This is a genomic window from Neolewinella agarilytica (assembly GCF_900110645.1).
Lineage (GTDB): Bacteria > Bacteroidota > Bacteroidia > Chitinophagales > Saprospiraceae > Neolewinella > Neolewinella agarilytica.
The window spans coordinates 39,192-65,607 of the sequence record NZ_FOFB01000005.1 but is presented as its reverse complement, the minus strand read 5'-3'; the positions used below and the strand labels follow the sequence as shown (position 1 = coordinate 65,607).

General features: G+C 52.7%; 18 protein-coding genes. 7 read left to right on the top strand and 11 right to left on the bottom strand.

Annotation, left to right across the window (positions count from 1 at the left end; translation table 11 throughout):
- Positions 1–281: 281 nt before the first annotated feature.
- Both BM123_RS05905 and BM123_RS05900 read left to right on the top strand, forming a co-directional pair.
- Positions 282–1,031 carry a phosphatase PAP2 family protein gene (locus BM123_RS05905; RefSeq protein ID WP_175489264.1) on the top strand — a complete coding sequence of 250 codons (750 nt, stop codon included), beginning with the start codon at positions 282–284 and terminating at the stop codon, positions 1,029–1,031.
- 66 nt (positions 1,032–1,097) lie between these two features.
- Positions 1,098–2,306 (top strand): NAD(P)-dependent oxidoreductase, encoded by a 1,209-nt coding sequence (locus tag BM123_RS05900; RefSeq protein WP_090166273.1) that lies wholly within the window; start codon positions 1,098–1,100, stop codon positions 2,304–2,306.
- Positions 2,307–2,318: 12 nt separating this feature from the next.
- Here BM123_RS05900 and miaA read toward each other — a convergent pair whose 3' ends face one another.
- The 10 genes from miaA to BM123_RS05850 form a co-directional block, all read right to left on the bottom strand.
- Positions 2,319–3,209: a tRNA (adenosine(37)-N6)-dimethylallyltransferase MiaA gene (gene miaA, locus BM123_RS05895; protein ID WP_090166271.1), complete on the bottom strand. Its 891-nt coding sequence runs from the start codon at positions 3,207–3,209 to the stop codon at positions 2,319–2,321.
- 37 nt (positions 3,210–3,246) lie between these two features.
- A complete protein-coding gene (gene trpA / locus BM123_RS05890; protein WP_090166269.1) occupies positions 3,247–4,038 on the bottom strand; it encodes a tryptophan synthase subunit alpha in 792 nt (263 codons plus the stop codon).
- 103 nt (positions 4,039–4,141) lie between these two features.
- On the bottom strand, positions 4,142–5,344 hold the full coding sequence (trpB, locus tag BM123_RS05885) for a tryptophan synthase subunit beta (RefSeq protein WP_090166267.1): 1,203 nt from the start codon (positions 5,342–5,344) through the stop codon (positions 4,142–4,144).
- 145 nt (positions 5,345–5,489) lie between these two features.
- Positions 5,490–6,089 carry an anthranilate synthase component II gene (locus tag BM123_RS05880; RefSeq protein WP_090166265.1) on the bottom strand — a complete coding sequence of 200 codons (600 nt, stop codon included), beginning with the start codon at positions 6,087–6,089 and terminating at the stop codon, positions 5,490–5,492.
- A 2-nt stretch (positions 6,090–6,091) separates the two neighbouring features.
- On the bottom strand, positions 6,092–7,519 hold the full coding sequence (locus tag BM123_RS05875; protein ID WP_245748450.1) for an anthranilate synthase component I family protein: 1,428 nt from the start codon (positions 7,517–7,519) through the stop codon (positions 6,092–6,094).
- 493 nt (positions 7,520–8,012) lie between these two features.
- Positions 8,013–9,863 (bottom strand): arginine--tRNA ligase, encoded by a 1,851-nt coding sequence (gene argS, locus BM123_RS05870; protein ID WP_090166263.1) that lies wholly within the window; start codon positions 9,861–9,863, stop codon positions 8,013–8,015.
- Positions 9,864–10,059: 196 nt separating this feature from the next.
- Complete coding sequence (locus BM123_RS05865; protein ID WP_139211780.1) at positions 10,060–10,728, bottom strand: hypothetical protein; 669 nt, start codon at positions 10,726–10,728, stop codon at positions 10,060–10,062.
- A gap of 97 nt (positions 10,729–10,825) precedes the next feature.
- The gene (locus tag BM123_RS05860) at positions 10,826–14,461 is read right to left on the bottom strand and encodes a BamA/TamA family outer membrane protein (protein WP_090166259.1); all 3,636 of its coding nucleotides are present in this window, start codon (positions 14,459–14,461) and stop codon (positions 10,826–10,828) included.
- 197 nt (positions 14,462–14,658) lie between these two features.
- Entirely contained in the window at positions 14,659–15,408 is a 750-nt protein-coding gene (locus BM123_RS05855; RefSeq protein WP_090166257.1) for a hypothetical protein, read from the bottom strand.
- A 315-nt stretch (positions 15,409–15,723) separates the two neighbouring features.
- Positions 15,724–16,188 (bottom strand): hypothetical protein, encoded by a 465-nt coding sequence (locus BM123_RS05850; protein ID WP_245748449.1) that lies wholly within the window; start codon positions 16,186–16,188, stop codon positions 15,724–15,726.
- A 101-nt stretch (positions 16,189–16,289) separates the two neighbouring features.
- Between BM123_RS05850 and BM123_RS05845 the strand changes: the two genes are divergently transcribed.
- The 5 genes from BM123_RS05845 to BM123_RS05820 all read left to right on the top strand — a co-directional run bounded on the left by BM123_RS05845 (position 16,290) and on the right by BM123_RS05820 (position 24,954).
- Entirely contained in the window at positions 16,290–17,216 is a 927-nt protein-coding gene (locus BM123_RS05845; protein WP_090166255.1) for a DUF58 domain-containing protein, read from the top strand.
- 397 nt (positions 17,217–17,613) lie between these two features.
- Positions 17,614–19,359: a DUF4331 domain-containing protein gene (locus BM123_RS05835; RefSeq protein ID WP_090166253.1), complete on the top strand. Its 1,746-nt coding sequence runs from the start codon at positions 17,614–17,616 to the stop codon at positions 19,357–19,359.
- 72 nt (positions 19,360–19,431) lie between these two features.
- A complete protein-coding gene (locus tag BM123_RS05830) occupies positions 19,432–21,489 on the top strand; it encodes a DUF4331 family protein (RefSeq protein WP_090166557.1) in 2,058 nt (685 codons plus the stop codon).
- Positions 21,490–21,671: 182 nt separating this feature from the next.
- Positions 21,672–22,913, top strand: coding sequence for a tetratricopeptide repeat protein (locus tag BM123_RS05825; RefSeq protein ID WP_090166555.1), 1,242 nt, complete (start codon positions 21,672–21,674; stop codon positions 22,911–22,913).
- Positions 22,914–23,172: 259 nt separating this feature from the next.
- Positions 23,173–24,954 (top strand): T9SS type A sorting domain-containing protein, encoded by a 1,782-nt coding sequence (locus BM123_RS05820; RefSeq protein WP_090166251.1) that lies wholly within the window; start codon positions 23,173–23,175, stop codon positions 24,952–24,954.
- Between the two features lie 240 nt (positions 24,955–25,194).
- On the opposite strand, the gene BM123_RS05815 is transcribed toward BM123_RS05820, so the two are convergent.
- Positions 25,195–26,289 carry an acyltransferase family protein gene (locus BM123_RS05815; protein ID WP_090166249.1) on the bottom strand — a complete coding sequence of 365 codons (1,095 nt, stop codon included), beginning with the start codon at positions 26,287–26,289 and terminating at the stop codon, positions 25,195–25,197.
- Positions 26,290–26,416 lie beyond the last annotated feature (127 nt).

Genomic DNA, 26,416 nt, shown 5'->3' with positions numbered 1-26,416 from the left:
ATCCCGATAGCTTTTCGTGATATGGCCAAAGTCTCTCCGCCCTCTTACCCGATTCGGAGCTGGAGCTCCTCTGCCCATGGTAATTTTGATGCTGGGAACAGGACGTTCGCCCAAGGCGAAATTCGTGAACGGCCACACTTTGGCAGTCGGCTCCTGAGCGTAGTCGAATGGGTGTGGAGGGCGTAGTCAAGGGGCTTGTAATCATTTATTCCTGCAACTTGTTACCCACACTAAGCAAATCCCAACCGACGGGCTTTTCTAAAATTCCATACCTTCACGGCATGCTGCAAACTTCCCCCAATCAGCAAGTCGAAACATCATTCTCCAGCTTCCTTCGCAACAACTGGCTGTTCATTGGTGGGACGATGTTCTTGCTCCTGATTAATGGTTATCTGTGGGCAACCTCTAATCAGGGAGATACGCTGATAGCCATCAATCGGTTACGAAGCCCTTTCTGGGATACTTTCTTTAAACTTGGCACCCAGTTGGCGGAGCCCGTGGCTTACGTGGTTGTGCTAATTATGGTCTCAGCCTACAGTTACCGGAGGGGGATATTTACGGTGGTTGCCGGTGCGACGGCCGGCATTGTAGCCGGCGTTCTGAAGCTCCTTTTTGCGCAGGCCAGGCCCATGCGTTGGTTCTTCGACAACTACGAAGAAATCTGGCATTCGCTTAATCACTTTGAAGAGGCTTACCGGAACTGGTCCCCCGATAGCAGTTTCCCCAGCGGGCATGCCACCTCAGCCTTTGCCCTGTACGGATTTCTGACCTTTTCCGCCCGCAGAGGGAAGCTTTGGGTAGCCCTGCTGTGTTTCGGGCTCGCCGTATTGGTAGCCTTTAGCCGGATGTATCTCCTGTATCACTTCCTTCGGGACGTAACGGTAGGTGCCGGGCTGGGACTTTGCCTGGCCACTATTGTCTATCTTATTCAGCATCGACTTTTCCCCCGTGCTTATAAACTGGACAGGGGCTGGCTTTCCTTCTTTGACAAAACCCCGGCAGCCAGGCGAAGTGTTCCGCCTCCAGAGTAGCCTTTCCTTTGCTCTTTATTCTTTTCTTTGCACCTGCGTATATCGCCCAAATAAAACCAGTCCGCCTTGAAGTATCCTACCATTGCCGTAATCCGTGAAGGAAAAGTTCCACCCGATGCCCGGGTTCCATTAACCCCGACTCAAGTAGCCGGTCTTCGAAAGCAAGGCATCGATATTGTCGTACAGCCGAGCCCGGGACGAACCTTCAAGGATGAGGAATACGCTGAACTGGGTATTCCGATGGTGGAAGACATCTCTGACCGGGAACTGCTTCTGGGTATCAAAGAGGTCCCGATTTCTCAATTGATCCCCAACAAGAAATATTGCTTTTTCGCACACGTAGCTAAAGAGCAACCTTATAATCAGCCACTGATGCGCGCGCTGCTTGACAAGGGCATCACGCATATGGATTACGAATACTTCACCGACGAAAAAGGCAAACGCCTCATTGCTTTCGGCTACTGGGCCGGCATGGTGGGCGCGCATAATACCGTGTGGACCTACGCTCAGCGTACGGGAGCCTTCCAACTCCCCCGCCTGAAGGATTTATATGATTATGCTGCTGCTAAAGAAGTGTACGCCAAACTGACCTTACCTCCAATCCGCATAGTACTTACTGGCACCGGTCGCGTGGGCCAGGGTGCTGCCCAGGTGCTGGAAGATATGGGCTTCACAAAAATCAGCCCTGCAGCCTATCTCAATGGCGAAAAGAAGGACGAAGCGGTCTTCACCCAATTACACGTCCGGGATTACGCCAAACACCCCAAGGGTGGCCCCATTGACAAACAGCATTTCTATCAAAACGGGGAAGAGTACCAGTCAAATTTTGCGCCCTACGCAAAAGTGTCCGACCTTTTCATCAATGGTATTTTTTGGGATGGGAAGGCCCCAGCCTTCTTTACCCGGGAGGAAATGACAACGGATGACTTCCGTATTCGGGTAATCGGCGACGTTACCTGTGATATTGCCCCGGCGGCGAGCGTTCCTTCTACTCTGCGGGCCTCCACCATCGCGGATCCGGTTTTCGGTTATGACCCGCTGACGGGCGAAGAAACAGAGGCATACAGAACGGATGGCATTGATATCATGTCCATTGACAACCTTCCCAGTGAGCTCCCCCGTGACGCCAGCGAAGCCTTTGGGAAAGTGTTCATTGAGAAAATTTTGCCCGAATATGCCCGGGAGAAATCCGGCATTCTGGAGCGGGCCAGTGTAACCGTAGACGGAAAACTGGGCCCTCACTTTGGCTATTTGGAGGAGTATGCTAAAGGGTAAAGCCACAATGTATTAGTTAGCATCAGTCATTTTCTCGACAATGTCTGCCAGATCATTTACCGGTTGATAAAGTCCTCCTTTTTTAAACCATGTCACCTGCCTTTTGGCATACCGCCGGCTATTTTGTTTAATCAGCTCAATGGCCCGGTCACGGGAGTATTCTTCCTCAAAATAAGGCCACCACTCCTGATATCCGACGGTTTGCAGAACGGGTAAATGGCGAAAAGAGGAAAGGGAGCGGGCTTCAGCTTCGAGGCCGGCTTCCAGCATGAGGTCTACCCGTCGGTTAATACGATCATAGAGGAGCGGACGGGGAAGATTGGTGGTAAAATACCGGCAATCAAAGGGGCGTTCGGGGCGATTACCCAGGAAGGAGGAATAGGGTTTACCGGAGGAGAGGCAGACTTTCAGGGCCCGCTCCAGGCGGCGGGCGTTTTGATGATCGACCACTGCGAAATAAGCAGGGTCCAGTTCCTGGAGTAATGCCTGCAGGCCGGTGATTCCCTGCTCCTCCAACAGACCCTGCACCTGCGTTTGCGCCTCCCCGGTGACTTCAGGAAACTCATCGAGCCCTTCACAGAGTGCGCGAAGGTATAAGCCACTACCTCCGGTAAGCACTACTACCTGATGGCGCTGAAACAGCTCCGTGAGCAAATCGAGTGCCGCTTCCGCTAATCTCCCCGCCGTAAGTGGATCCATCAAACTTCGGTCCGCCACAAAATGATGGGGCACCTGCGCCAATTCCTCCTCCGTCGGGCGGGCATTCCCGATTTTCATCTCGGTGTAGAACTGACGGCTGTCCGCACTGATGATTTCCGTCCGGTAATGCTTAGCCACTTCGATGGCAAGGGAAGTTTTCCCGCTGGCCGTTGGGCCTCCGATAACGATGAGCCTGGGCTTCATGATTTGCTTTGTAGCGCCGACTTCAGTCGGCGAAAGTTTATGCGCCGACTGAAGCCGGCGAAAGAATACCGTGAACAAAGCTACGGGTCGCCGCTGCTACATCGTCCACGTCCTTCAGGGCCCGTATAAACGCACTACCGATGATGGCACCATTGGCATACGCACAGGCTGTCCGGAAGCTTTTCGCATCACTGATGCCAAAACCGATCAACTTCGGTTGAGTTAAATCCATGGCTGCAATTCGCGCGAAGTAGGCCTTCTGTCCTTCCGTAATTTCGCCACTTTTGCCCGTGATGCTACTGCTGGATACCACATAGATAAAGCCCGTACTTAGCTTGCCGATCTGACGAATTCGCTCTTCGCTGGTCTGCGGAGTAATCAGGAAAGTTACCTGCATATCGTAGCGATCTGTAATCTCCCGGAATTCCTGCTCGTATTCAAACACCGGCAGGTCGGGCAGGATAAGCCCATCGACACCCGCTTCCCTGGCGGCTTTGACAAAACGCTCCGGGCCATACTGCATCACCTGATTGAAATAGCCCATCAGCACGAGCGGAACCTGGGTATGGTTTCGGGCTTCGGTCAATTGTTGAAACAGTGTTTCCAGTGTCATACCGTTCGCCAGCGCCTTCATGCTGGATTGCTGGATGGTCTCTCCATCCGCCATTGGGTCAGAGTAGGGCATGCCAACTTCAATCAAGTCAGCGCCGGCTTCTGCCAGGTTCCTGATGATGGTTACGGTGCTATCCAGTTGGGGGTAGCCCGCCGTGAAGTAGACGTTTAGCAGATTATCTTTCTTTTTATCGAAGAGTTGAGTTAATCTATTCATGTTTAACTTTTTAGCCCCGGAAGGGCGTCTATCGTAGTGATGGCTGACCGTGGGTTGTTCCGCAGGACAATCCAAAGGAGCACATCGCGATTCGTTTTATTGGTTAACCGGCCAGTCCGTTCAAATAGGTAGTAAAGGCGGCCAGGTCCTTATCTCCCCGTCCGCTGAGGCAAACGACAATTACGTCGTCCGGCCCATATTCCATTTGGTCGAGCGCTGAAAAAGCGTGGGCGGTTTCCAGAGCAGGAATAATACCTTCCGTGCGGGCAGTAAACAGCGCTGCGGCCAGCGCATCTTCGTCGGTGACGCTGATGGCTTCGGCGCGCTTTGAGTCGATCAGGAAAGCATGGAGTGGGCCAATGCCAGGGTAATCCAGTCCGGCAGAAATACTGTAAGGCTCGATGACTTGTCCGTCTTCCGTTTGCATCAGCAAGGTGCGGGAGCCGTGAATAATACCCTCGGTGCCCAATACGGAAGTAGCGGCGGATTCACCGGAATCCACCCCAAGCCCAGCCGCCTCGACGGCGACGAGCCGTACGCGCTCATCGTTCAAATAGTGGTAAAAGGCGCCGGCTGCATTGCTACCACCGCCTACACATGCGACGATGGCGTCCGGATAATCCCGACCGAGCTTTTCCTGCAACTGCCATTTCATCTCCTCTGAGATGACGCTCTGGAAACGGGCGACCATGTCCGGATAAGGATGCGGACCGACGACCGAGCCAATGATGTAATGGGTATCTTCAGGGTTGTTAATCCAGTCGCGGATGGCTTCATTAGTGGCATCTTTGAGCGTTTTAGACCCGCTGAGCGCTGGGCGCACTTCAGCGCCCAGCATCCGCATCCGGGCTACATTGGGTGCCTGCCGGGCGATGTCCACCTCGCCCATGTAGACGATGCACTGCAGCCCGACAAGAGCACAGACGGTAGCGGTAGCTACGCCGTGTTGTCCTGCGCCGGTTTCGGCAATGATCCGCTTTTTACCCAGGCGCTGCGCTACCAGAATCTGACCGATGGTGTTATTGATCTTATGGGCGCCGGTATGGTTCAGGTCTTCCCGCTTCAGGTAAATATTGGTACCGTAATGCTCACTCAGTCGTTTAGCAAAATAGAGCGGGCTTGGCCGGCCGACGTAGTCTTTCAGCAGCGCATCGAACTCTTTTTTGAAGTCCGGGTCAGCCGTCATCTCACGATAGGTGTTCTTCAGCTGCTCAATGTTAGGGTGCAGCATTTCAGGGATATAGGCTCCGCCGAAACGGCCGTAGTAGCCTCTTTCGTCGACGTCTATTTGGAGGTTTTTGGTCATGATGTTTTATGTTTCGGGTACATCTGTACTTGTACCGGTTTCTTTTTCGGGTACATCTGTACTTATACCCGGTTTTTAGCTTATTGTTGTGAAAAATGCGGTGCCTGCTGATTCAGCGTATATCTACCGATATACTCTGCATCCGCTAAGCAACACCCTCTTCCACCCGGTCTTTAGCAAATCTGAGCAAATTCCGGATCATCAATCGCCCGTGTTTCGTCATTATGCTTTCCGGGTGAAACTGAACACCGAAGATCGGATACTCCCGATGTTGAAGGGCCATTACGCCGCCATATTCTCCCGTTGCGGTCATCTCCAGCTCTGCGGGTAAGGTTTGCGGATCGATGACCCAGCTGTGGTAGCGGCCGGCGTTGAAGGCTTCAGGAACACCCGCCAGAAGCGTATCATCGGTTTTCGTGCGGGTCATTTCTGTTTCAATACCGTGGTGGACTTCATCGAGATTAATCAAAGTGCCGCCGAAGGCCTCACCGATGGCCTGATGGCCGAGGCAGACGCCGAAGATCACTTTCTCGCTGGCGTAGCGTTGCAGCAGAGCGGGCATGATGCCCGCCTCTGCGGGTACACCCGGCCCGGGAGAGAGTACAATCAGGTCGTACTCCCCTACGGCCTCCAGGCTGATTTCATCGTTGCGGAACACATCAATATCCTGCCCGAGTTCTTCTTCAATGTACTGCACCAGATTATAGGTGAAGCTGTCGTAATTGTCTAATATTAATACTTTCATCATTACAGATTTTCGGCTTTATCAAGGGCTTTGGTAAGAGCTCGCAGCTTGTTATACACTTCTGCGCATTCGCTCTCTTCATTACTGGCGGCAACGACGCCGGCGCCGGCCTGGTAGTACAGCTTGTTGTCCTGACTGAAGAATGACCTGATCAGAATCGCCTGGTTCATCCCTCCTTTGAAGTCAATGAAGCCAATGGCACCGCCGTAAAAGCCACGTTGTTGGTTTTCGTATTGGTTGATCAACTCCATCGCCCGGTACTTTGGTGCGCCCGAAAGTGTGCCCGCAGGGAAGGTATCCCCGAAAATGCGGACCGTCTCATCCGCTTTCACACTATCTCCTTCCACCGTTGACACCAGGTGAATAACGTGGCTGTAATAATGGACTTCCCGCAAACTGGTCACCTTCACATTCTTGGTATGCCGGCTCAGATCGTTGCGGGCCAGATCCACCAGCATAACGTGTTCTGCGTTTTCTTTAGGGTCGGCCAGTAAGGCTTCGGTCGCCTCCTGATCTTTCTTCTTGTCTCCGGTACGCTTGTAGGTGCCGGCAATGGGGTTCAATCTCGCCTTCCCCTCCCCAATGACCATCTGGCTTTCCGGGCTGGAGCCCATGATCCGGTAATCACCGTAATCAAAATAAAACAGATAAGGCGAAGGGTTGATGCTGCGGAGAGCACGGTAGACTTGAAACTCATCCCCTTTGAAGCTTTGCTTAAACTGACGACTCATAACAATCTGAAATACATCACCTACCCGACAGTGGTGCTTTCCAGCAGCTACCAGCTCCATAAAGCCTTCGTCGGTCAGATTGCTACTCTCTTCTCCCATCCGGCTGAAAGGGTGAACTCCCCCACCCCGTTTAATGGCTGCTTCCACTTCTTCCAGGCGGCTTTCTTCGCCTTCGGGAAGATTTTCAATCAGGATCAACTCATCCCGGTAATGATGAAACACCAGAATAAAACGGTATAAATGATAGCGCAGATCGGGTGCGCTCAAGACTTTAGGGTTATCAAATTTCAGGGTATCAAAATACTGTACTCCCTCAAAGTTGGTGTGTCCGATCAGGCCGTTAAACTGCCCGATGATCGGGTCTTCGTCGTCAGGGGAAAGCTCAAAAGAGGCTAAGAATTCGTGCAAGCGCCTGGACACTGTCTCCACATCTTCGACTCGTTCTTCCTGAATCCAATGCCCCAGGTGCCGGCGCTCCATCACCCCTTCATTCACCTGAAAGGAAGCCAGGGTTTCCAGGCCAACAACGGAATAGTAGTGCTCATTATCGCGGCTCTCATTAGACTCCAGCAATACCGGATCTGTGAAGTTGTCCCGAACGGACAGGTAAAGCCTTACGGGAGTAAGATGGTCAGCGGTAATCCGCTTCGTCAGCACCCGAATATTGGTTTTCACCGAAGGTTTAAGAATCGTTTCCAAATTTTACGTTTTATGTCGCCTGCTACAATCGGAGCACAAAAAAAGCCCGACGGAGCAATCCGACGGGCTTTAAATTTTTCTGTTTTACACAAACAAAGGCCTGATCAGGATGCTCGGAGAGATCTGTTCAGCCACCACCAGTTGTTGAGGTTCTTGTTGTGCATGGCGTAAAGGTAAGTGGCGCCATCGAAATAGCAAAGGATTTTAGGAAAAGAGCGTTTTTTGGGCGCGAACGCGGGTGCAGGGGAAGGTTGGAGTGCATAGTTTTCCCCGGATTACGACTCAGGCTCCGCCTAAGTCTTCATCCGGGGCTAAGGATATTGGATCCCTCCGGGATCGAAATACAGACTCCGTAGGAGTCGAACATCCTTAGCCCCGGATAAAGGTGGAGGCATTGCCTCCGCCGCAATCCGGGGAAGTGCGCCCAGCGCACGCAAAGAAGAAACGCTCCTTGCTCTTTAAGCTTTCGCATCCACCTGCGGCTGCGCCCTTACTACATCCGCTCCGGCACCTCAATACCCAGCAGGCCCATTCCCTTTTGCAAGGTATTGCCCACCGCCTTACACAGCTGCAAACGGAACGCAATGGCTTCGGGAGACTCCGCGCTCAGGATACTGTGATCGTGCCAGAATTTGTGGAGGCTCTTCGCCAAATCGTAGCAGAACATCGCGACGAGGCTCGGGTCATAGCTCTCCGCCGCCGTTTTAACCAGCCCAGGAAAGGCGTAAAGCTGATTGACCAGCTCCCGCTCTGCGGGTGCCAGTCCCGTGTAGTTTTTCGCCAGCGACACATCCGGGTTGCCGGCCTTCCGCCATACCGCCCGGGTCCGGACGTAAGCGTTTTGCACGTAAGGGCCGGTTTGCCCCTGCATATCGACGGACTCTTTAGGGTCAAAAGTCATCCGCTTCTGTGGCCCCACCTTAATGATGTGGAACTTCAGTGCCGACATGCCGATCTGCCGGATAATTTCATCCTGTTCTTCCTGGCTCAGCTCACTGGTTGCCGCCCGCTCCTGGCTCATGAGCCGGGCTTCGTGGATGACTTCCTTCATCAGGTCATCAGCGTCCACCACGGTGCCTTCCCGGCTTTTCATCCGGCCGGAAGGGAGATCTACCATGCCGTAACTCAGGTGATAAAGACCATTAGCATAGGGCTCCTCCAGGCGCTTGAGCAGTTCGAAGAGCGTCGCGAAGTGATGGTTTTGCTCATCGGCAACGGTATAAATCATCCGCTTAGCGCCGAAGTCATCGTACCGCAACCGGGCCGTCCCTAAATCCTGGGTGATGTAAATGCTCGTTCCATCGGCCCGCATCAGGGTTTTTTCGGAAAGCTTGGCGTCGGTCAGGTCCGCGAAAACAGAGCCGTCTTCCCGCTTTTGGAATACTCCTTTCTCCAGGCCGAGTTCCACCATGTCTTTACCCAATACGTAGGTATTGGATTCGTAGTACAGCTTATCAAAACTTACGCCGAGCTTCTGGTAGGTCTCTTCGAAACCTTCGTATACCCAACCGTTCATTTTTTCCCACAGGGCTCTCGTCTCAGCATCACCGGCTTCCCACTGCAGAAGCATGTTCTTGGCGGCAGCACCCAGTTCACTGTAGTCGTTGAAGTATTTCTTGGCGTAGCCCTTAAAGAAAGCTTCTGGCGTTTGCTTTTCCTTTCCAAGCTTAGCAAAAACCTCCTGCCCCTCAGCCGTTTCCTGCCAGGCTTTGTACTCTGCCTGAAACTTCTGTTCAAAAAGCACGTAGTAATCTCCGACGAAGTGATCTGGCTTCGTACCCGTCGACTCCGGTGTAGCACCTTCCCCGAATCTCTGCCAGGCCAGCATGGACTTACAAATAGCGATTCCCCGATCGTTGATGATCTGAACCTTCTTCACGTCGTAGCCCGCCGCTGAAAGCATTTGGGCAGAAGACCAGCCCAGAAGAATATTCCGGACGTGGCCCAGGTGCAAGGGCTTGTTGGTGTTAGGGCTGGAAAACTCTACCACCACACTTTCGCCGTTGGCGGGGGAGCTACCGTAGCCCTCTTTAATCGGGGCTTCCAGCAGGAAATCCCGCCAGTAGTCATCCGCGATGACTAAATTGAGGAAACCTTTAATCACATTATAATCCGCGATTTCGGCCACCTTTTCCTTGAGGTAGGCACCTAATTCCTCCGCAATCTCGTCGGGTTTCTTCCGCGCAAGGCGCGTCAGTGGAAAGGTTACTACCGTAAACTCACCCTCAAACTCACGCCTGGTGCTTTGCAGGGTGATTTCCTGAGAAGAACCATCCGCCTGATACAGGTCGGTGATAGCGGCTTTAACACCGGCTTCGATAATTTCGGGGAGCGTTTTTTCCATAGCGGGGCAAAAGTAAGTAGGATTATCAGGAACGAAGCAGAGTCGTTCCTACTTTATTGAAGGAAAGCCTAAGAAACAGCTGACGGTTTTCTTTAATGAAGCGGTCTGTACTCCATTAAGATTGTTCCCCTTCCGTAACGAAGTGAATAGGTAGTACCGCAGCCAGGAAGTGCAAAATGTGACAGATCACCCTTGGTTAAATCGCCGTAAATCCACCGATAACCGTGAGGAGAAAGAGCAGAATCCAAACGACGAAGATCAGGGAGACAAAAACGATCGCCGCCATTTCAATTTGCTTCAACATATTCTCATCGAAAAAAGGAGGTGGCATATTAGCAGCATCCTCGTTTTCGAAGGTTGGCCTTTGGGCGGAGGGTTCTGTGTCTACTGTGAATTCACGGAAGAAGCGTCGAATCACTTCTTCACGGGTTTCCGGCGTCAGGTCCTTATTGTAGAAAACGGGTTGTGCTGAATCCAGCAGGTTAAGGTCCTGATCAAGTTCGTCAAGGCCGCTGACCATGATGATCTCTTCGTCATAGGCAAGTGGCCGGACTTGTGCAAAAGCCGCTTCCGGTTCAATTTCTCCGGCGATGACGCGCTTTCTCAAATCAGAGATGTAAGCTTCTAAGGCCAGCTCTTCAACATCATATACGACCAGGTTTTGGTCCTGGCAAACTTCAAGGAATTGTTCCAGCTGGAACTCCCGGCTATCTCCTCTCATGGCCGAAAGAAAATGCATTGAATCTGAGGCATGTCCCTTAGCGATCATTGACTCCGCCCAATCCACCAACACATGCTTATCCCATCGGTGTAAATAGAACTTACCGAGAGCAATCATGGCGGATTTAGAGGGATTGAAAGGCATCTTGGGATATTTGCAATTATAACGCCATGACAAGCCGTCTTGGTTGCCTTTTTCGGGCAAAAAATGACCGATTTACCAATCCTTTTTTCAATCGATTTTAAAAATTAGTCCCGGCCGAAACATTAATGACCGAAGCTTCTTCTTTCGTGAAGCCCATTACCGCACTAACCGTAAAAGATCTCGACAGGGGAATCAGGTAAATTCCGAACCCATAAGCAGACTTAAAGTCTCGTGCTTCTTCGCTTTTTTGCAGAATGACCCCACGATCATAGAAAGTTCTCACGCCTACGGCAAAAGGGACAACCCGACTTTCGATCAGGGCTACCGGGCTTCGGAACTCGACGTTGTAAAAGAAGTAGCCATCTCCGACAAAGCGATTGCGCTGAAAGCCCCTCAGACCATTGGCACGCCCCAGGCTGGGCTGTTCGTAAAAAGGTACGGTACCCTGAGTAAGGGCTAACCCGGTCCGAAAACTAAGCGAAATGGGGAAGCGTCTGGTGGAAAAATGTGTTTCCCCGGCGATTTTACTCACCCCGAAGTTATTATTGAAATCGCCAAAGCCCCATTTCTGACTCGCCTCCAGCATTACCCCTTTGGAAGGGAGTTGTGGGTGATCCCTGAGATCAAGCTGTAGCTCCGGCCTCAGGTAGGCAAACCGTAGATTACCGTCGCCGTAGTAGTCCGTCCCGGCGTTCAGGATGGTATTTTCGGTTTCTATCGTTTCATTGATCTGATAGCCAGCTAACAGATTAAAATAACTCCTTCCGGCAAAGCGTCTTCTCAGGCCACCTTCAACGGAAAAATGCTTTAAGCGAATTAGGTTAAAATCGTTGCGAACCCGATCAGGATCAATAACGGTATTGTTGCCCAAGCCGTAAAAAAAGTTAAAGAAATCGGGAAAGCCAGCTCTCGTTCTGGCGATCAGGTCAGCTTTGCCAAAAACTTCTCCGAACTCAGCGGAAGCTTTAACGGCAGCGCTGCCAATGGCGCGCGCCTCGGCAGCAATCCGGTATCGTGCACTAAAGTCCCGACGCGTAAAATTCCGACGGGTGAACTGCACCCCAAGACCAAGCTTAGGCCCGGAAAAACCATTGAAGCCTACGCTTACCAGAGGGGAAATCTCATTGTATTCATGCGCCGTCCGGTCGTAGTAATAGAGCTCATCCCGCCAATTATTCTTGTATTTAAGACCGTTACCTGATACGATCTCCTCCTCCCTGTCATTCTCGTAAATGCTGGCTTTGACCGATTTAGTAGTTGATTCAGCAGTGTATATATCTTCCCCTTCACCGCCAATAAACCGCAGTTTAATGCTGCTTTTGTTTTCACCGGTGATGGTAAACTGATCATCATCGCCCAATCCATAAACCCTGACTTCTTTTGTCTCTTTAGGTGAGAAGACACGGTCATAGAGCACCATTCCTTCGCTCTTACCCTTTAGGTCTACAGAACGGATCCGCAGGGAGCCATCACTCAAACCTTCAGCCGTAAAGGCTTCCTCGTCATTAGTTCCAACGATATCTACCACACTGGCGTATAACTCGTAGTAGGCTTCTGCATAGTCTTGCAGATCATCCCTTCGACGCTTCAACTTGGCAATAATTTCTTCTCCGGAAACAGCAAAAGCGCCCGCAGGCATTTGCTTTACCGCTTGTTCGATGATCTCATCCGTAAGCTCCGTTTGAATTTTTTGTGCTTCCCGTTCAAAGTCAGTGCGCTTCAACGGACTTAGCAGCAGGCGGTCCATATGCCGGGCCTGATGAGACAAGCTGCGGATGTCCGGCGTACGGAAGCCAAAATTTTCCAGATTGGGAACGGCCCACGAGCGGGAGGCAAACCAGGGAAAAAAGCCATCCATTCTGGAGAAGGCATTGTCGCGGTCACGGGGAATAGGACGAATATGGTGAACTCCCCCAATTTTATAGCTGGCCCACTTCCAGTTTTCTTCGTGCCGGCTCCAGTCTCCAATCAACAGGTCAAAGAGACGGGCTCTCAGAAACTCCCGGTTATTGACCACTACTTCCTGGTCATCATAGCGCTCCCGGAATAGTTCATAACTCTTTAGAATATCATCCGCTCCGAAGGTGCCCGGGCGGTCGCTCTTTTGTTTCTCGTCCTGGGGAAAAACCTCCAGTGTACCGAGCATATTGGCAAAGCGGGGATTAAAGTTTCCCAGAGTAGGGCAAGCAGCCATGGAATACACCTGAGGGCTAACGTGCAACACCCCCAAATGATCCAGCAAAGGGGCTACAATCAGGCTTCCGAATGGATGACCACTGGAGGTTTGATCCCGAAAGGCATCACCAATGATGGTAGGTCGAATCTGCCAGTCCAGTGTTACCGCCGGATCCTTATCTATCGAGCGAAAAATATAGGCCGTTCCGTCTTCTGACCTCAATTTAAGGGAAGTCGTTTGTCGGCCGCCACCTTCCCGTTCGGGTGTAAGACCTCCAAAAGCGGTGGAAACATCTAACACCGGAACTTTTACCGGGGTGGCCCAGGTGTCCCGGTAGTGCTTACCTAAAAAGTTTTCACCGAATTTACTGACCTCATACTGGGCACCGGGGACAACTATCTGGCTATCCGGAATATCCACCTTGAACTCCGTCATATCTTCTTCCGTAATTCCACAGGGGCGGAAAGCAGGGTTGACCGGCAGTGTATCCTGAGCATTGTCGCAGGGGGCATGATACAGGATCCGCTCCGCCAGGGGCTTAGCGTCCTTTGCGTCCAGATAGATGTAGTTAACCTCTCCGTCCTCAGAAAAAGTTATTTCCGTAAAGCCCGCCTCGCGGCTGATGTGTTGGGCCGGCTTGTGCTGCGCCGACCAGCGCCCCGGGCCGGAGGCTCCGGCATTGAGGATAAAATTGCGGCGAAACCGGATCAGCTGCTGGCTCTTATCTTGTGCTCCGACAAAAAGAAGCCCATCGTAAAAACCGTTATAGTCTTTCATGGCTTTGGCCAGGGGAGCAAACCTTTCATTGGTAAGTTCTTCCGGCGTGCCTACATTTTGCCGCCAGGAAAGACGTATGCCACCAATGATTGGAGGAGCGAAGTGATCCCTGGCGGGGAATTCACCACCGTAACGCCCTTGTGATTTAGGAGGAAAGTGGCCAGCAACGATAATGTTCCGATCCCGGTTTTCCTGAAAAATACTCTTCATTTCATCCAGGACTGTCCCTGGATCTGCAAAGTCGCAGGAGGACTCAGCGGGGAGCGGCTTGTGGTGAGGATGATTCCACCATTGCGTGTTGATGGGCATCAGCAATACGCTTTCCGACAACTGGATAAGTTCCGGCCCGGGACAGCCATTTTTGAGGGGCCAGATTAAGTTGTCAAGCAACTGGTCTTCCAGATAGTTTTCCATGGCTTTCACACAAGCGAGCCCGTTGACTCCGGACTTGTCCCAGTCCCGATCACCAGGAATGAAGTAAAAATCCGTTTCCGGATTACGGCGAACTAAATCAAGCAGAGGCGCTAAGGAGGAGAATACCTGATCGCCATTACCCTGTTTCCGTTTCCAAGCCGACATTTCTTCGGTGCAGCCATCCACAAAATCACCCGCAAAAAGGACCGTTGCGGGCAAATCAGCTTGCTGTATTCGAAGATCGATTGCTTCAAACAGCCCGGGAACAGCATCGGCAGTGTTACCCGCTACAATCAGGCGAACCTGAGCGGATAAGCAAGAGGACAACAACAAGCAGAGAAGGGTCAGACGGGTGGAATGGAGCATTAGACGAGTAGCGCAGGCTTGAGGTAAGGGGATAGTAACGTCCCCTGGCCAGTTGTATTCTGTGTTTCAGAATATAGCGCAAAAATAAGCTCTCTGGTTCGTTAGCTCCCGGCTTTCTTTAGACTGTTCTTTGCACCCCGTAAGGAACAGGACCCAGAACCTGCGTGCGCGCCGCCTGCTTTGAAAGCCTGCCCAAATCATGGCTTGTAAACCCGTTGGCTAAACGGAAAACGAAAATCTTTTCCCTGCACTTCCAGGTTGAAAGAGAAAGCTGCTGCTTCGTCATTTCGGGGAAATACAACTTTGCCTACCGCTTTTTCGCCCGGACGTATTGTCGTATATCTTACTGCATGATCGAGCCAGAAGAATCGGTTTTCGGGCACTGGTATTTCGTCTGCGTACGGAATAGCATTTCTTCGAAAATCGCTGGCCGCCTGTGCGTTGACCACCGCAAAAGCAAGATTCTCCGTAACGGAAAAGGCCAGCTCGCTGGCAAAAGAACTCCCCACAGGATCGAGACCTTCAAGGCCTGCATCAGAAGTTATCGCCACCACCGTTCCGGCCACCAGTGCACCGGCACCAATCCAGCCCCAGGTCCGTCGTGTTTTTTCCTGCTGAATCGTCTGGATATCCATGCTTAGCAGCTCCATCTCCGGATCGATCGCCAAAGATACCGGACCGACATCGGGCACCAGCAGGCAGGTTGCCGGATCAAAATTAAAGGGTTCCGTGCCCTTATTTTCTACTTCAAGGTTAAAGACGATGTAATTGGGAGAGGCATCATAGTAGCTAACGGCAACGGCCACATCAGCCTGTTCATCCGTCACTATTTTTTCACCGTAACGGTAATGGTCTGGTTCTGCATCAGGCTCTAACCGGACCACCCGAAGGGGCGTGCAGGAGGAAATCAGCAAGGCTAAAAGGACAAGGGTAAATAAAGGTTTCATGTATAGTGGGTTAAGTCAGGTTTGGTAAGAATATTGCTTTAGCTACAAGATAACCAAGCAGTTGCGTTCTATCCGTTTTACCAGCTGCTTTAAAAAATGTTTAAGACTTTTCCCATCGCTACTGCAGCGAAAACTAAATTCTACGGTATAAATCCAGCACCATCGGGCACTTCCTGGCGCACCGGCAAAGTGGCCAATGAAAAGGGAAAGGCTTAGAGAACAGACGCTGGAAGTCGTAGCGCGCTACTATTTATACACCTTGATGCGAATTACAAGCAAAATCGGTGAAGTTTAAGCCCCTCGGTGCACACCTTGTTATTCCCCCAGAACCTTCTTATCAAAAGGATTAAGCCCGACACCCCGCACTACGGCCTCCGCCTCAATCCGGTATTCAGAAACGGCGTTTCTCGTTTTCCTGGCTACCCAGGCCAGGCCGCGGAAAAGAATGTTTCGGTTGCCAAAGTCATCTACTTCAGAAGTCATCGGGGTAAACCTGACCGTAAAGGGATAGTCTACCTCAACGCCATCTCCGGGCACCTCGATGGTGTCCCGGATGATCTCCGTTCCCAGCTCGTATTCATCCACGAGGACTTCAGCATCCCGACCACGGGAGTACTTTTCAATAATCGCCAATTTGATGGCCGTCACCGTCTGCGGGTTTTTACTCATCAGTCGGATCGTCCCCTGAAGGACGCCCTGACGAGGATCAAAATCTTCCGGTAAAATGAGCTCGAGTTTGACGCCCTCGATGCCCAGCCATTGTTTCACTTTGCCTAACATAGTGGAAAAGATAGTACGATGCGTACTTTCGCATTCGTTATACTCGACGAACACCCGCCGCCATCCGATGGTTGGGTCTTCTTCAGCCCCAAATAGCCAACATGCAGTTTATTGACAACGATCAGGTCCGCAACTTAGGTAACTTCGAACTCCTCGCCCGGCAGGTAGTGGAAGGCTTCATCATCGGCCTGCACAAAAGTCCTTTCCACGGTTTTAGCGTAGAATTCGCGGAACACCGGATTTACAACCCCGGTGAACCGACTAAGAATATTGACTGGAAGGTTTTTGCCCGCACGGACAAGATGTACACCAAGCGCTACGAAGAGGAAACCAATCTGCGTTGTCAGATTGTGATTGACACCAGTTCTTCCATGTTCTTTCCCGAGGTAACCACAACTTCTGAGGACCACGTCAATAAAATCAGGTTCAGTGCGCTGGCCGCAGCGGCCCTGATGAACCTGCTGAAGCGGCAGCGGGATGCCTTCGGCCTTAGTTTTTATGATGAGTCCGTCAATCTGCACACCCGTCCAAAATCAAGCACCACGCACTACCGCCTGATGCTTACTCACTTGCAACGGCTGATCGAAAACCCTACCCGGGAGGTCAAAACCACCACGGCCGCCTCTCTGCATCAGATTGCCGAGAGTGTCCACCGACGGTCATTGGTGATCATTTTCAGTGACATGTTCGACGATACGGAGAAGGAAGATGAGCTCTTCGCGGCCCTCCAGCACCTTCGCCACGCCAAGCACGAAGTGGTACTCTTCCACACGGTCGACAAGAAAAAAGAAATCGACTTCGAGTTTGAGAACCGCCCCTACGAATTCATCGATATGGAAAGCGGAGAACGGGTAAAACTGCAACCCCATCAGGTAAAAGAGTACTACGTGGAGCAGGTGGTCGCTTATAAAGAACGGCTGCGCCTTAAATGCCTCCAGTACAAAATTGACTACGTAGAAGCAGACATCAATAATGGCTTCCGAACCGTACTACAGCAGTACATGGTGAAGCGGAACCGGATGGGGTGATGGGGTGCGGGTTGCAGGGTGCAAGTTGCAGGGTGCGGGTTGCAGGGTGCAAGTTGCAGGGTGCGGGTTGCAGGGTGCGGGTTGCAGGGTGCAAGTTGCAGGGTGCGGGTTGCAGGGTGCGGGTTGCAGGGTGCAGGCGAACTGATTACTAAACGGCTTTGGCAGATTCAGCTGGGGGCGCGGACGCAGGATGCAAAGACAGCTAAGAGTAGCAATGTTTTAGGCCATGCCCCTCCGATCATGTGGGATTCATTTTCGTAGGGGCTGATCACTTATTGAAAGCAACCGTACTGATTTAAATAGCCCTTCAGCAAATCCAACAGATAGCTTTTTCTCGTAACTGAGTTTGACAGGTCCGAAATGGCCACTTTTTGCACATTATTCAACTCAGTTTTCAATGAAAACATCCTTACATCAACGTTTGGTGTTTTTCGCTTTGTTTTTCGCACTGACTTTCAGTTTAGCGGCTTCCTCTCACCGGGAAGCGCCCCTGATTGCCGACGATCCACTGGCGGACAATACCGACGTCTATGCTTTTAGAAGCCCGGACGACCCCAGCACCATCACCCTGATGGCTACCTATATTCCCATGCAGCTGCCCCAGGGTGGCCCGAACTATTACACCTTCGGGGAGAATATCCGTTACGAAATCCATGTAGACAACGACGCCAGTATTCCCGGAGATGAAGTGACTTACCGCTTCACCTTCACACGCGTAAACGAAGACCCTACTACCTTCTTCAATATCCGCCTCGGCGCAGAAAACCTCAAGGCTACTTACACGCTTGAGCGTAGCCTCGATGGAGGCCTAAGCTTTGAGACCATTGTGGAAGACGGCCCCGTGCCAGGTTACAACATCGGCCCACGCTCCATTGAGTCTCCGGTTGGTTATGACTCCACCTACACGGAAATGATGACCAACGCCATCGTAACCGCCAGCAGCGGAGAAAAGGTTTGGGCCGGCCCGTCAGACGATCCTTTCTTCGTTGACCTCGGCGGCATTTTTGACCTCGGCGATAGCCCCCGGCAGGGAGACGACGCACAGAATCGTGATGGTCTGGCACAGTTCAATGTCCACACCATCGCCCTTCAGGTTCCTATTTCTACGCTGCTCAAAGCGGGTGCGTCCGTAGGAACGGCAAACATCCTTGACCCCGACCACATCATTGGCGTCTGGGCATCCGCCAGCCGTCCGGCAGTCCGGACGCTTACCGCCGGAGATACTTCCGTCTACTCCGGAGAATGGGTACAAGTTTCCCGCTTGGGTATGCCGCTGACCAACGAAGCCGTCATTCCCGTTGGCATGAAGGATTACTGGAATGCAATTACTCCCTACGAAGAAATTGGCGACGTCCTGCTGGACAGCTTCTTCTTCAATCCTGAACTCGCCCTTTACATGGACGATGATGCTTTCGGCGGGGCTGTTCCTGCCTTCGCGCCTCTACGCATACAGACCAATAGCCTGGGCCAGTTTGACTTCAGTAACGGAGCCGATGGCTTATTCGGCCTGAAGGGAAACGCCGCTCTTGACGGTACGGCACTGGCAGAAGCTGCTTTTGGTAGCCTCTTACTTCCCGGCCCGGGCTTACCCCGCTCCGTGGATCTTTGGCCCATCTTCCATACCGGCGCTCCGAACCTGCCGCCTTACCAACTGGCTACCGGCAAAGCGGGTAATCCGCTGGCAGCGGGCAAACCCTTCATCAACAATTTCCTGCCCAACGGTGGTGATATGCTCCGGCTGAATATGGCCGTGCCCGTAACGCCCAGAAACAGCGAAAGCTTCAGCTCCCTGGGGCTTGTACAGGCAGCTGTTCTTGGATTAACCGACCCGCTTTACAATGGTACGGCCGACATGCAACAGATCCCCAACATGGACGGATTCCCCAATGGTCGCCGTCTCGAAGATGATGTCACCCGCATTGAACTGCAGGCCGTATCGGGTGTCGTTCTTGCCGCCATCGGACTTTGGTATGATGACTATGACCCCACTACCAGCCCTAGTCCGGTAACGGACAATCTGGTGAGCGTACTCTCTTACAGCACTCAGGTAGAAGAAAACGACAAGCCGTTCACGGCCAGTTTCCCCTACGTAGCGGCTCCGTGGAGAGGTACGGTGGTTAAACACACCAACCCAGGAAACTAATCCGGGACTACCACGCATCCAATTTTAATGATCGTTCCGGACTATCCGTTCGGGACTCAGCATACAACCATAATGAATTTATTAACCAACTTTAAGCGGACACTCGTCGTGCTGCTGGCGGTTATGAGCAGCACTGCGCTGTTTGCGTCCAGTCACCGGGAGGCACCGCTCATTTCAGATGACCCGCTGGCGGACAACGTCGACGTCTACGCCTTCCGGTCTCCGGAAAACGAAGACATGATTACCCTCATCGCCACCTACATCCCCATGCAACTCCCGCACGGTGGCCCCAACTATTATCATTTCGGAGAAGACATCCGCTATGAGATTCACATCGATAATGATGCTGCCGTTGCTGGTGATGAGATTACCTATCGCTTCACCTTCACGCGGGTGAACGAAGATCCTTCCACCTTCTTCAATATCCGCCTGGGTAAGGAAAACCTGAAGACCACCTACACCCTGGAACGTAGTGTTGATGGTGGTGCTACTTTTGAAACAGTAGTGGCCAACGGGGAAGTCCCCGCCCCTAACATCGGCCCCCGCTCGATTGAGTCTGCCGTTGGTCTCGGACAGGAAAGCTACGAAGCTTACTGGATGAGCAAGGTTACTACCGCCACCAGCGGTGAACAGGTATTCGCCGGCACGGTGGATGATCCCTTCTTCGTCGACCTGGGTGGTATTTTCGACCTCGGTGACGCTCCTCGTCAGGACGGAGAATCCATCGACGGCCTGGCTTGTTTCAACACTTCGGCCATTGTACTGAATGTTCCGATTGCGACCCTCCTGAAGGATGGTGCAGCGGCGACCCCGGCGAACATTCTCGACGGTGACTACGTGATCGGCGTATGGGCTTCCTCCAGCCGCCCGGCCATTCAAACGCTGCAAACCGACGGCAGCAAGCCAGCAGTAAGCGGCGACTGGGTGCAGGTCTCCCGCCTCGGTATGCCACTGACCAACGAAGCCGTTATCCCCGTAGGCATGAAAGATTACTGGAATGCCATCTCTCCCTACGAAGAGATTACGGATACTCTGCTGGACGGTTTCTTCTACAACCCGGAGCTCGCTCTGTACATGGACGACGACCTGTTCGGCGGAGCCGTTCCTGCTTTCGCTCCACTACGGATTCAGCAGAACAGCCTCGGCATGGGCCTGGACTTCACGAACGGTGCGGACGGCCTCTTCCCGCTGAAGGGTTCCGACGCCGTAGCCGGAACCGCGCTCGATGATGCGGTATTTGGCACCTTACTACTCCCCGGTGCCGGCAAGCCGCGTTCCGTTGACCTGTGGCCCATCTTCCACACCGGTGTCCCCAATGCACGTCCGTACCAACTGGCTACGGGCAAAGCGGGTGATCCGCTGGCGGCAGGTAAACCCTTCATCAACAACTTCCTGCCCAACGGAGGTGATATGCTTCGCCTGAACATGGCCGTTCCGGCGACGCCGCGAGACGATGAATCCTTTTCTTCTCTTGGCCTGATCCAGGCAGCAGTGCTTGGCCTTACGGACCCCACTTACGCTGCAACGGCCGATCTGCAGTTGATCCCTAATATGGATGGCTTCCCTAACGGACGCCGCCTGGAGGATGACGTCACGCGCATCGAGCTACAAGCGGTTTCCGGTGTGGTACTCGCCGCCATTGGCCTTTGGTATGACGATTACGACCCTGCCACCAGCCCGTCCCCCGTTACCGCTCAACTGGGCGGTGTACTGGGTTACACGACTGGTGTTGAAAGCAACGACAAGGACTTCCGCGGAGCATTTCCCTATCTGCCAATGCCCAACAGCGGAACCGGAGAATGTGGTGGCGGACTCGTAGCCACCAGCAATGATTTCTTCGCGCCCGGTGTCGGACTTAACGCTCCGGACGTGGTGGGGATCAACTTTCCGAATCCCTTTTCTACGCAGACTTCCCTTAAGCTTCGCGTAAGACAGCCCATGGCCGTCTCCGTTGACCTCTACGACATGAACGGTCGCCTGCTGAGCAACCTTAGCCGTCGTACGCTCCCCGAGGGTGAGCACGTCATTCCGGTTAACGCAGGCAGGCTCCCGCAGGGAACTTACATCGCCGTTATTTCCGGTGGCAGCGGACAGATTCTGCAAACCATCCGAATGGTTAAGTCAAATTAATCAACCCAATGGAAGATCAGCTTCCGGATTTGCAGAAGCCGATCTTCCAGAAAGTGATTAGTTAAAGATTTAACCTACTCCATTTTATGCGGTGCGGTAGTTCAACTCAACTCCGCACCGCTTTTTATTTCCTCCGGAAAATTCTGACCAAGGATCAGAATGACCAACCCAAGCTCAACAACATGAAAATCACATCATTAACCTTATGGCTATTCATCGGCCTGACGATGATAACCCTGACCAATTGCGGCCAGACAAGCGCAACCAACACAAGTGCCCAAACGGGTACAAATCAAGTTGACATTCCGGAGCTACTCCCCCGCCCCAAAGCGTTGCAGGATGCTACTGAATGGGAACGCACTCAAAGTGGCTACATGAAACTAAGCAGCGATCTTCGCCTTAAAAACGCCAATGCCGTAGAGCCCCGGGTAACGCTGGCGCAGATATTTGTCAATGAAGCCAGGGTGACTGGTGAGCACGGACACTACTACCCTGCAGCTTTGAAGATGGTCGATCAGGCCCTCAACATCAACAAAGGTCTGGACCAGAACCTGGAATTCCTCGCACTCTCCACTAAGGCAAGTGTGCAGCTCTCGCAGCACGATTTTGCCAGTGCGCTGGAGACGGCTAAGCGTGCCATCCGCATCAACCCACATAATGCACAAATCTATGGTGCACTCGTAGATGCTAACGTTGAATTGGGAAACTACGATGCAGCAGTGGAGGCATCAGATCAGATGGTCAGCATTCGCCCTGACCTCCGTTCTTACTCCAGGGTATCCTACCTCCGGGAGATTTACGGCGACGTGGACGGCGCCATCGAAGCCATGGAAATGGCCGTCAAAGCAGGCTACCCAGGCTATGAATCAACCGCCTGGGCACGACTTACCCTCGGTGAAATCCACCAGCGCTACGGCAACAAAGAAGCCGCCCGCAAACAATACGAAACCATCCTCAAGGAACGGCCGAACTACCCTTTCGCCATCGCTGCACTGGGCGACCTCGCGCTGGCCGCAAAGGACTACCCCAAAGCGGAAAAACTACTCAAGGAAGCGGCTGGCATCATCCCGGAAGTTGGCTATTACATGTCTTTGGCTAAGCTCTACAAAGCCACCGGCCGACAGGAGGAAATGAGGTCCGCCGAAGAAGAAATCTTCGTCATGCTGCAAGACGATGTTGACTCCGGCCACAACATGGACCTGGAATATGCCTCCTTCTATCGAGACCAATTCGAGGACTACGACAAGGCGATGGAATACACCCGGCGGGAATACGAGAAGCGCCCCCGGAATATCGACGTTAACCGGTTGATTGCCGCTTTGATGCAGGAAAAAGATATGAAAAAAGAAGCGCAACCCTACCTCGAAGTAGCGGCTTCCACTAATTCCAGGCATCCCGAACTGACGGAGATGATGGCCCGGTAGAATAAGCAGTAAAGGTTGGTTTTTTCCATCCGGCTTTATTGTTTTAGCGAACAGCAATAAATCAGGGCGCGGACGCAGGTGCAAGGGCTGGTTAAAGGGCAGCGTTCAGCGGGCAAAGCATTGTCGCGGAGAACGAACGGCCAACTCCCCCCTGCACCTGCGACCGCGCCAAAAAATGTCGGACACCTGCCAGAACCTGAATACTGACTGCCCCGTCGTGGAGTATTGACTTACCTTCAAAAGGTAAACCCCATACACCATGACTACCCTGTACCGCAAAAGCACACTCTCAGTTCTCCTCATTTTCGTTCTGCATTCTGCGCTTACCGCTCAGCAACGGTCTACGGATTGTGCCAACCCGACCGCCACGGAATATCTGGACATCAACGGTGTCCGCGCGCTCATCACCAATGGTGGCGACCTTTGGTTCGACGGTCAGGATGGCCGTTATGAAGTCACCGCCAGTGCAGACTCTCCTGCCAGCAACCCTGCTGTAGCCATCTTTGCCGGGGGGCTCTGGCTTGGTGCGGAGGACCCCGGTGGAGGACTCAAAATCGCCGCCCAACAGTATGGCCGCGGCCAGGGAAATTTCGATTACTACCCTGGCCCCCTAAGCGATGAGGGGCTGCCGGTAGAAGGCGATTGCTCCGATTGGGACCGACTATTCAAAGTAAACCGAACGACCGTTGATATTTTCCAGACCGTTTACGCAGAAGCTGTTGCTGAAGACAATCTTCCCATCCCCTTCAACCGAATCCCCCTGGAGGTACTGGGCTGGCCGGGCGCAGGCAACCCCAACTTTGAGGGAGTATATGGATTTACACTCCCCCTTAGCCCGCAGGGGCTGGCCCCGTTTTTTGATGTGGACCTTGACGGAATCTACGACCCGCGCAATGGAGATTACCCGCTATTCTGCGGAGATCAGGCTGTTTGGGGGGTATTCAATGACGCTGGTGCTCCTCATGAGGAGAGTGGTACGGTTTCACCATTGCAGGCCGAAATCCATCTGCTTGCCTACGCCATTGCCTCCAACGACAGTATTCTGCACCGGACAACCTTCTACGACTACAAAATCATCAACCGCGCCCAGGAGGACGCCCTGAATCTTTACGCCGGACACTGGATCGACTCTGACCTCGGCTGCTTCACGAACGACCTGGTGGGAAGCTCTCCCGAACACGAGCTGTATTATGTGTACAACCAAAACGGTTTGGAGCCCGAAACTTGTGAAGGTGGCGTGGCGTCCTACGGCAATACTGCTCCGGTAAACATTTTCCAGGTTGTTCGCTCCGATGTTGGCGGTGGAAACACGGAGGTGGAAGATCCTTTGATGCGTTCCGTCACGAATATTTACCGCGCTGACCTGAACCCGCCGGCGCCGGGAACTACTTCGCCCAGAGTAGCAGTCGATTACTACAGCACGCTGCGGGGGCTGTGGGCGGACGGAACTCCCATTACCCGGGGAGGCAGCGGTTATCAGGATGGCAGTGACACCACCCTGTTTGTCTTTGATGGACAGGAGGCAAATGGAGTACCCTGGTCGCAGTGTAACCTCCCTCCCGGAATTGCCGACATCCGCCAGGTTTATGCGACCGGCCCCTATGAATTGCAGCCAGGAGAAGTGACCGGTTTCACCCTGGCAGTAACTACCATCTTCGGGGTAGATTACCCTACCGATTCCTGCCCGGACACTACGGCCATTTTTGCTGCGGCTAAACAGATAAAGGATTTCTACGACGAAGAATGCACACCTTCCGTACTGGTCAGTACCCAGACACCCGACGCGCCCGCTACCATTGGTCTGGAAGTATACCCCAATCCTAGCCCGGGGGAAGTGCGTTTCCGCCTGCCGAATCCTGCCGGTATTGATCAATTAGAAGTATATGACCTGGCTGGCAGACAACTCCTTGTATTACCCGGTCGGGGCAGCCAGCTTCATCTGAATCTGACTGCTTCCGGTCTAAGGCCGGGTGTTTACCTCTACCGCTTGCATAGCACGAAGGGAAAAACCGTTGCCGGACGCATAGTGCTGCAGCAATAACACAAGGCGTCCTTATCCTTACCTCCAGGGCAAACGCATCAAATCTAAAACTGTAATCTAATAGTTGATTTTTGTTTCGATCGAACGCAGTGAGCTGTCACTTGCGGTAGCAAATCAAGAACCCCGAAGGGCTCAGCGAAGCTAATCAAATATCGAGAGCACGAAGTACTGCGAAGCAAATCGCCAATCGCCAATCAAAAACGTAGCAAACGAAGTTTGATGCGTTTGCCCTGCCTTACCTCACACTTTGAAGAATATTCCCCGCCTGTACAACAGGTTTCCGAGCCACAGATAAAAAGCCACCACCGTCAGTCCATACAGCAAGCTGCTCAGCTTTGGCGGGAGGAAATCGTGGACGTAAATCGTTTGGTACATCCAGCCATGCAGGGAGCTGTCTTCAGTTACCTTCAGACGGCCAAACACCTTAGCGATGAAGCTCGACAAAAAGTAGAGAATCAGGGCATTCGCCCCCACCCTTTTGAAGAGCTCTCCGAATTGGAGTTGCCGCACGTCCCGTAAATAGTAGATCAGCCCCAGCAGCAGGCAGGCCCAGCCTGCGGTTACCAGCACGAAACTGCTCGTCCAGAGGGCCTTATTGATCGGGAACACCGTATTCCAAAGGTGGCCGGCGGCCAGCATGCCGGCGCCTGCCATCAGCAGCACCCGCAGCTTATCCTTGCGTCCGGAAAGAAACATCCGCCCAACCAACACACCGATCAGAGCAGAAGCAATACTCGGCAGGGTACTGAGCAGGCCCTCCGGGTCATAATCCGGCTGCCAGGTGTGGGAGCCCAGGATGGCTTTGTCGAGATACATTGCCCAATTGTTGGGCGCTCGCTCGTAGGTCGGCGCGCTGCCATCCGGCAGCGGCAGAAAACCCATGATGCCCCAATAACCCAGCAACAGGGCGGCAACGGTGCCCAGCACCACTTTCCAGTTCCCGTGCAGGGCGATCAAAGCCGCAAAGAAAAAGGCCAGTCCGATACGCTGTAAAACACCCGGAAAGCGGATGTCCGCAAAGTCTTTGACAAAGGGAAAATTAAGAGTAAACGCCCCCAGAAACAGTCCCAGGCCGATCAACTTCAGCGCCCGCACGCTAATCTTTCCGTAAGTCGCCCCGCTGGCCGTTTTGCCGCTGTAAGAAAAGGCAATGGAACAACCTACGATGAACAGGAAGAAAGGAAAAACCAGATCCGTCGGCGTATAGCCGTGCCACTCCGCGTGCAGCAGCGGCGCATAGACGCTGCCCCAACTCCCCGGATTATTCACCAGCATCATGGCGGCAATGGTAATACCCCGCAGGATATCGATGGATTCAATTCTGTTCTTTAGCATGATGACCCTGGATTAGTAGGAGGATAATTTAGGGGTAAATAAGGAGATGGAAGTCAAGTTAAGCTTGCTGTTTAGTTATTACAATATCAGGAAAAGCATGTCATTTCCCGGCACAAAAGACATATTG

Coding starts and splice junctions, on each gene's coding strand:
- BM123_RS05820 (WP_090166251.1), top strand. CDS start 23,173: ATGACTACCCTGTACCGCAAAAGCACACTCTCAGTTCTCCTCATTTTC.
- BM123_RS05865 (WP_139211780.1), bottom strand. CDS start 10,728: ATGCCTTTCAATCCCTCTAAATCCGCCATGATTGCTCTCGGTAAGTTC.
- BM123_RS05855 (WP_090166257.1), bottom strand. CDS start 15,408: ATGAAACCTTTATTTACCCTTGTCCTTTTAGCCTTGCTGATTTCCTCC.
- miaA (WP_090166271.1), bottom strand. CDS start 3,209: ATGAAGCCCAGGCTCATCGTTATCGGAGGCCCAACGGCCAGCGGGAAA.
- BM123_RS05830 (WP_090166557.1), top strand. CDS start 19,432: ATGAATTTATTAACCAACTTTAAGCGGACACTCGTCGTGCTGCTGGCG.
- BM123_RS05825 (WP_090166555.1), top strand. CDS start 21,672: ATGAAAATCACATCATTAACCTTATGGCTATTCATCGGCCTGACGATG.
- trpA (WP_090166269.1), bottom strand. CDS start 4,038: ATGAATAGATTAACTCAACTCTTCGATAAAAAGAAAGATAATCTGCTA.
- BM123_RS05860 (WP_090166259.1), bottom strand. CDS start 14,461: ATGCTCCATTCCACCCGTCTGACCCTTCTCTGCTTGTTGTTGTCCTCT.
- BM123_RS05850 (WP_245748449.1), bottom strand. CDS start 16,188: ATGTTAGGCAAAGTGAAACAATGGCTGGGCATCGAGGGCGTCAAACTC.
- argS (WP_090166263.1), bottom strand. CDS start 9,863: ATGGAAAAAACGCTCCCCGAAATTATCGAAGCCGGTGTTAAAGCCGCT.
- trpB (WP_090166267.1), bottom strand. CDS start 5,344: ATGACCAAAAACCTCCAAATAGACGTCGACGAAAGAGGCTACTACGGC.
- BM123_RS05815 (WP_090166249.1), bottom strand. CDS start 26,289: ATGCTAAAGAACAGAATTGAATCCATCGATATCCTGCGGGGTATTACC.
- BM123_RS05845 (WP_090166255.1), top strand. CDS start 16,290: ATGCAGTTTATTGACAACGATCAGGTCCGCAACTTAGGTAACTTCGAA.
- BM123_RS05880 (WP_090166265.1), bottom strand. CDS start 6,089: ATGAAAGTATTAATATTAGACAATTACGACAGCTTCACCTATAATCTG.
- BM123_RS05835 (WP_090166253.1), top strand. CDS start 17,614: ATGAAAACATCCTTACATCAACGTTTGGTGTTTTTCGCTTTGTTTTTC.
- BM123_RS05905 (WP_175489264.1), top strand. CDS start 282: ATGCTGCAAACTTCCCCCAATCAGCAAGTCGAAACATCATTCTCCAGC.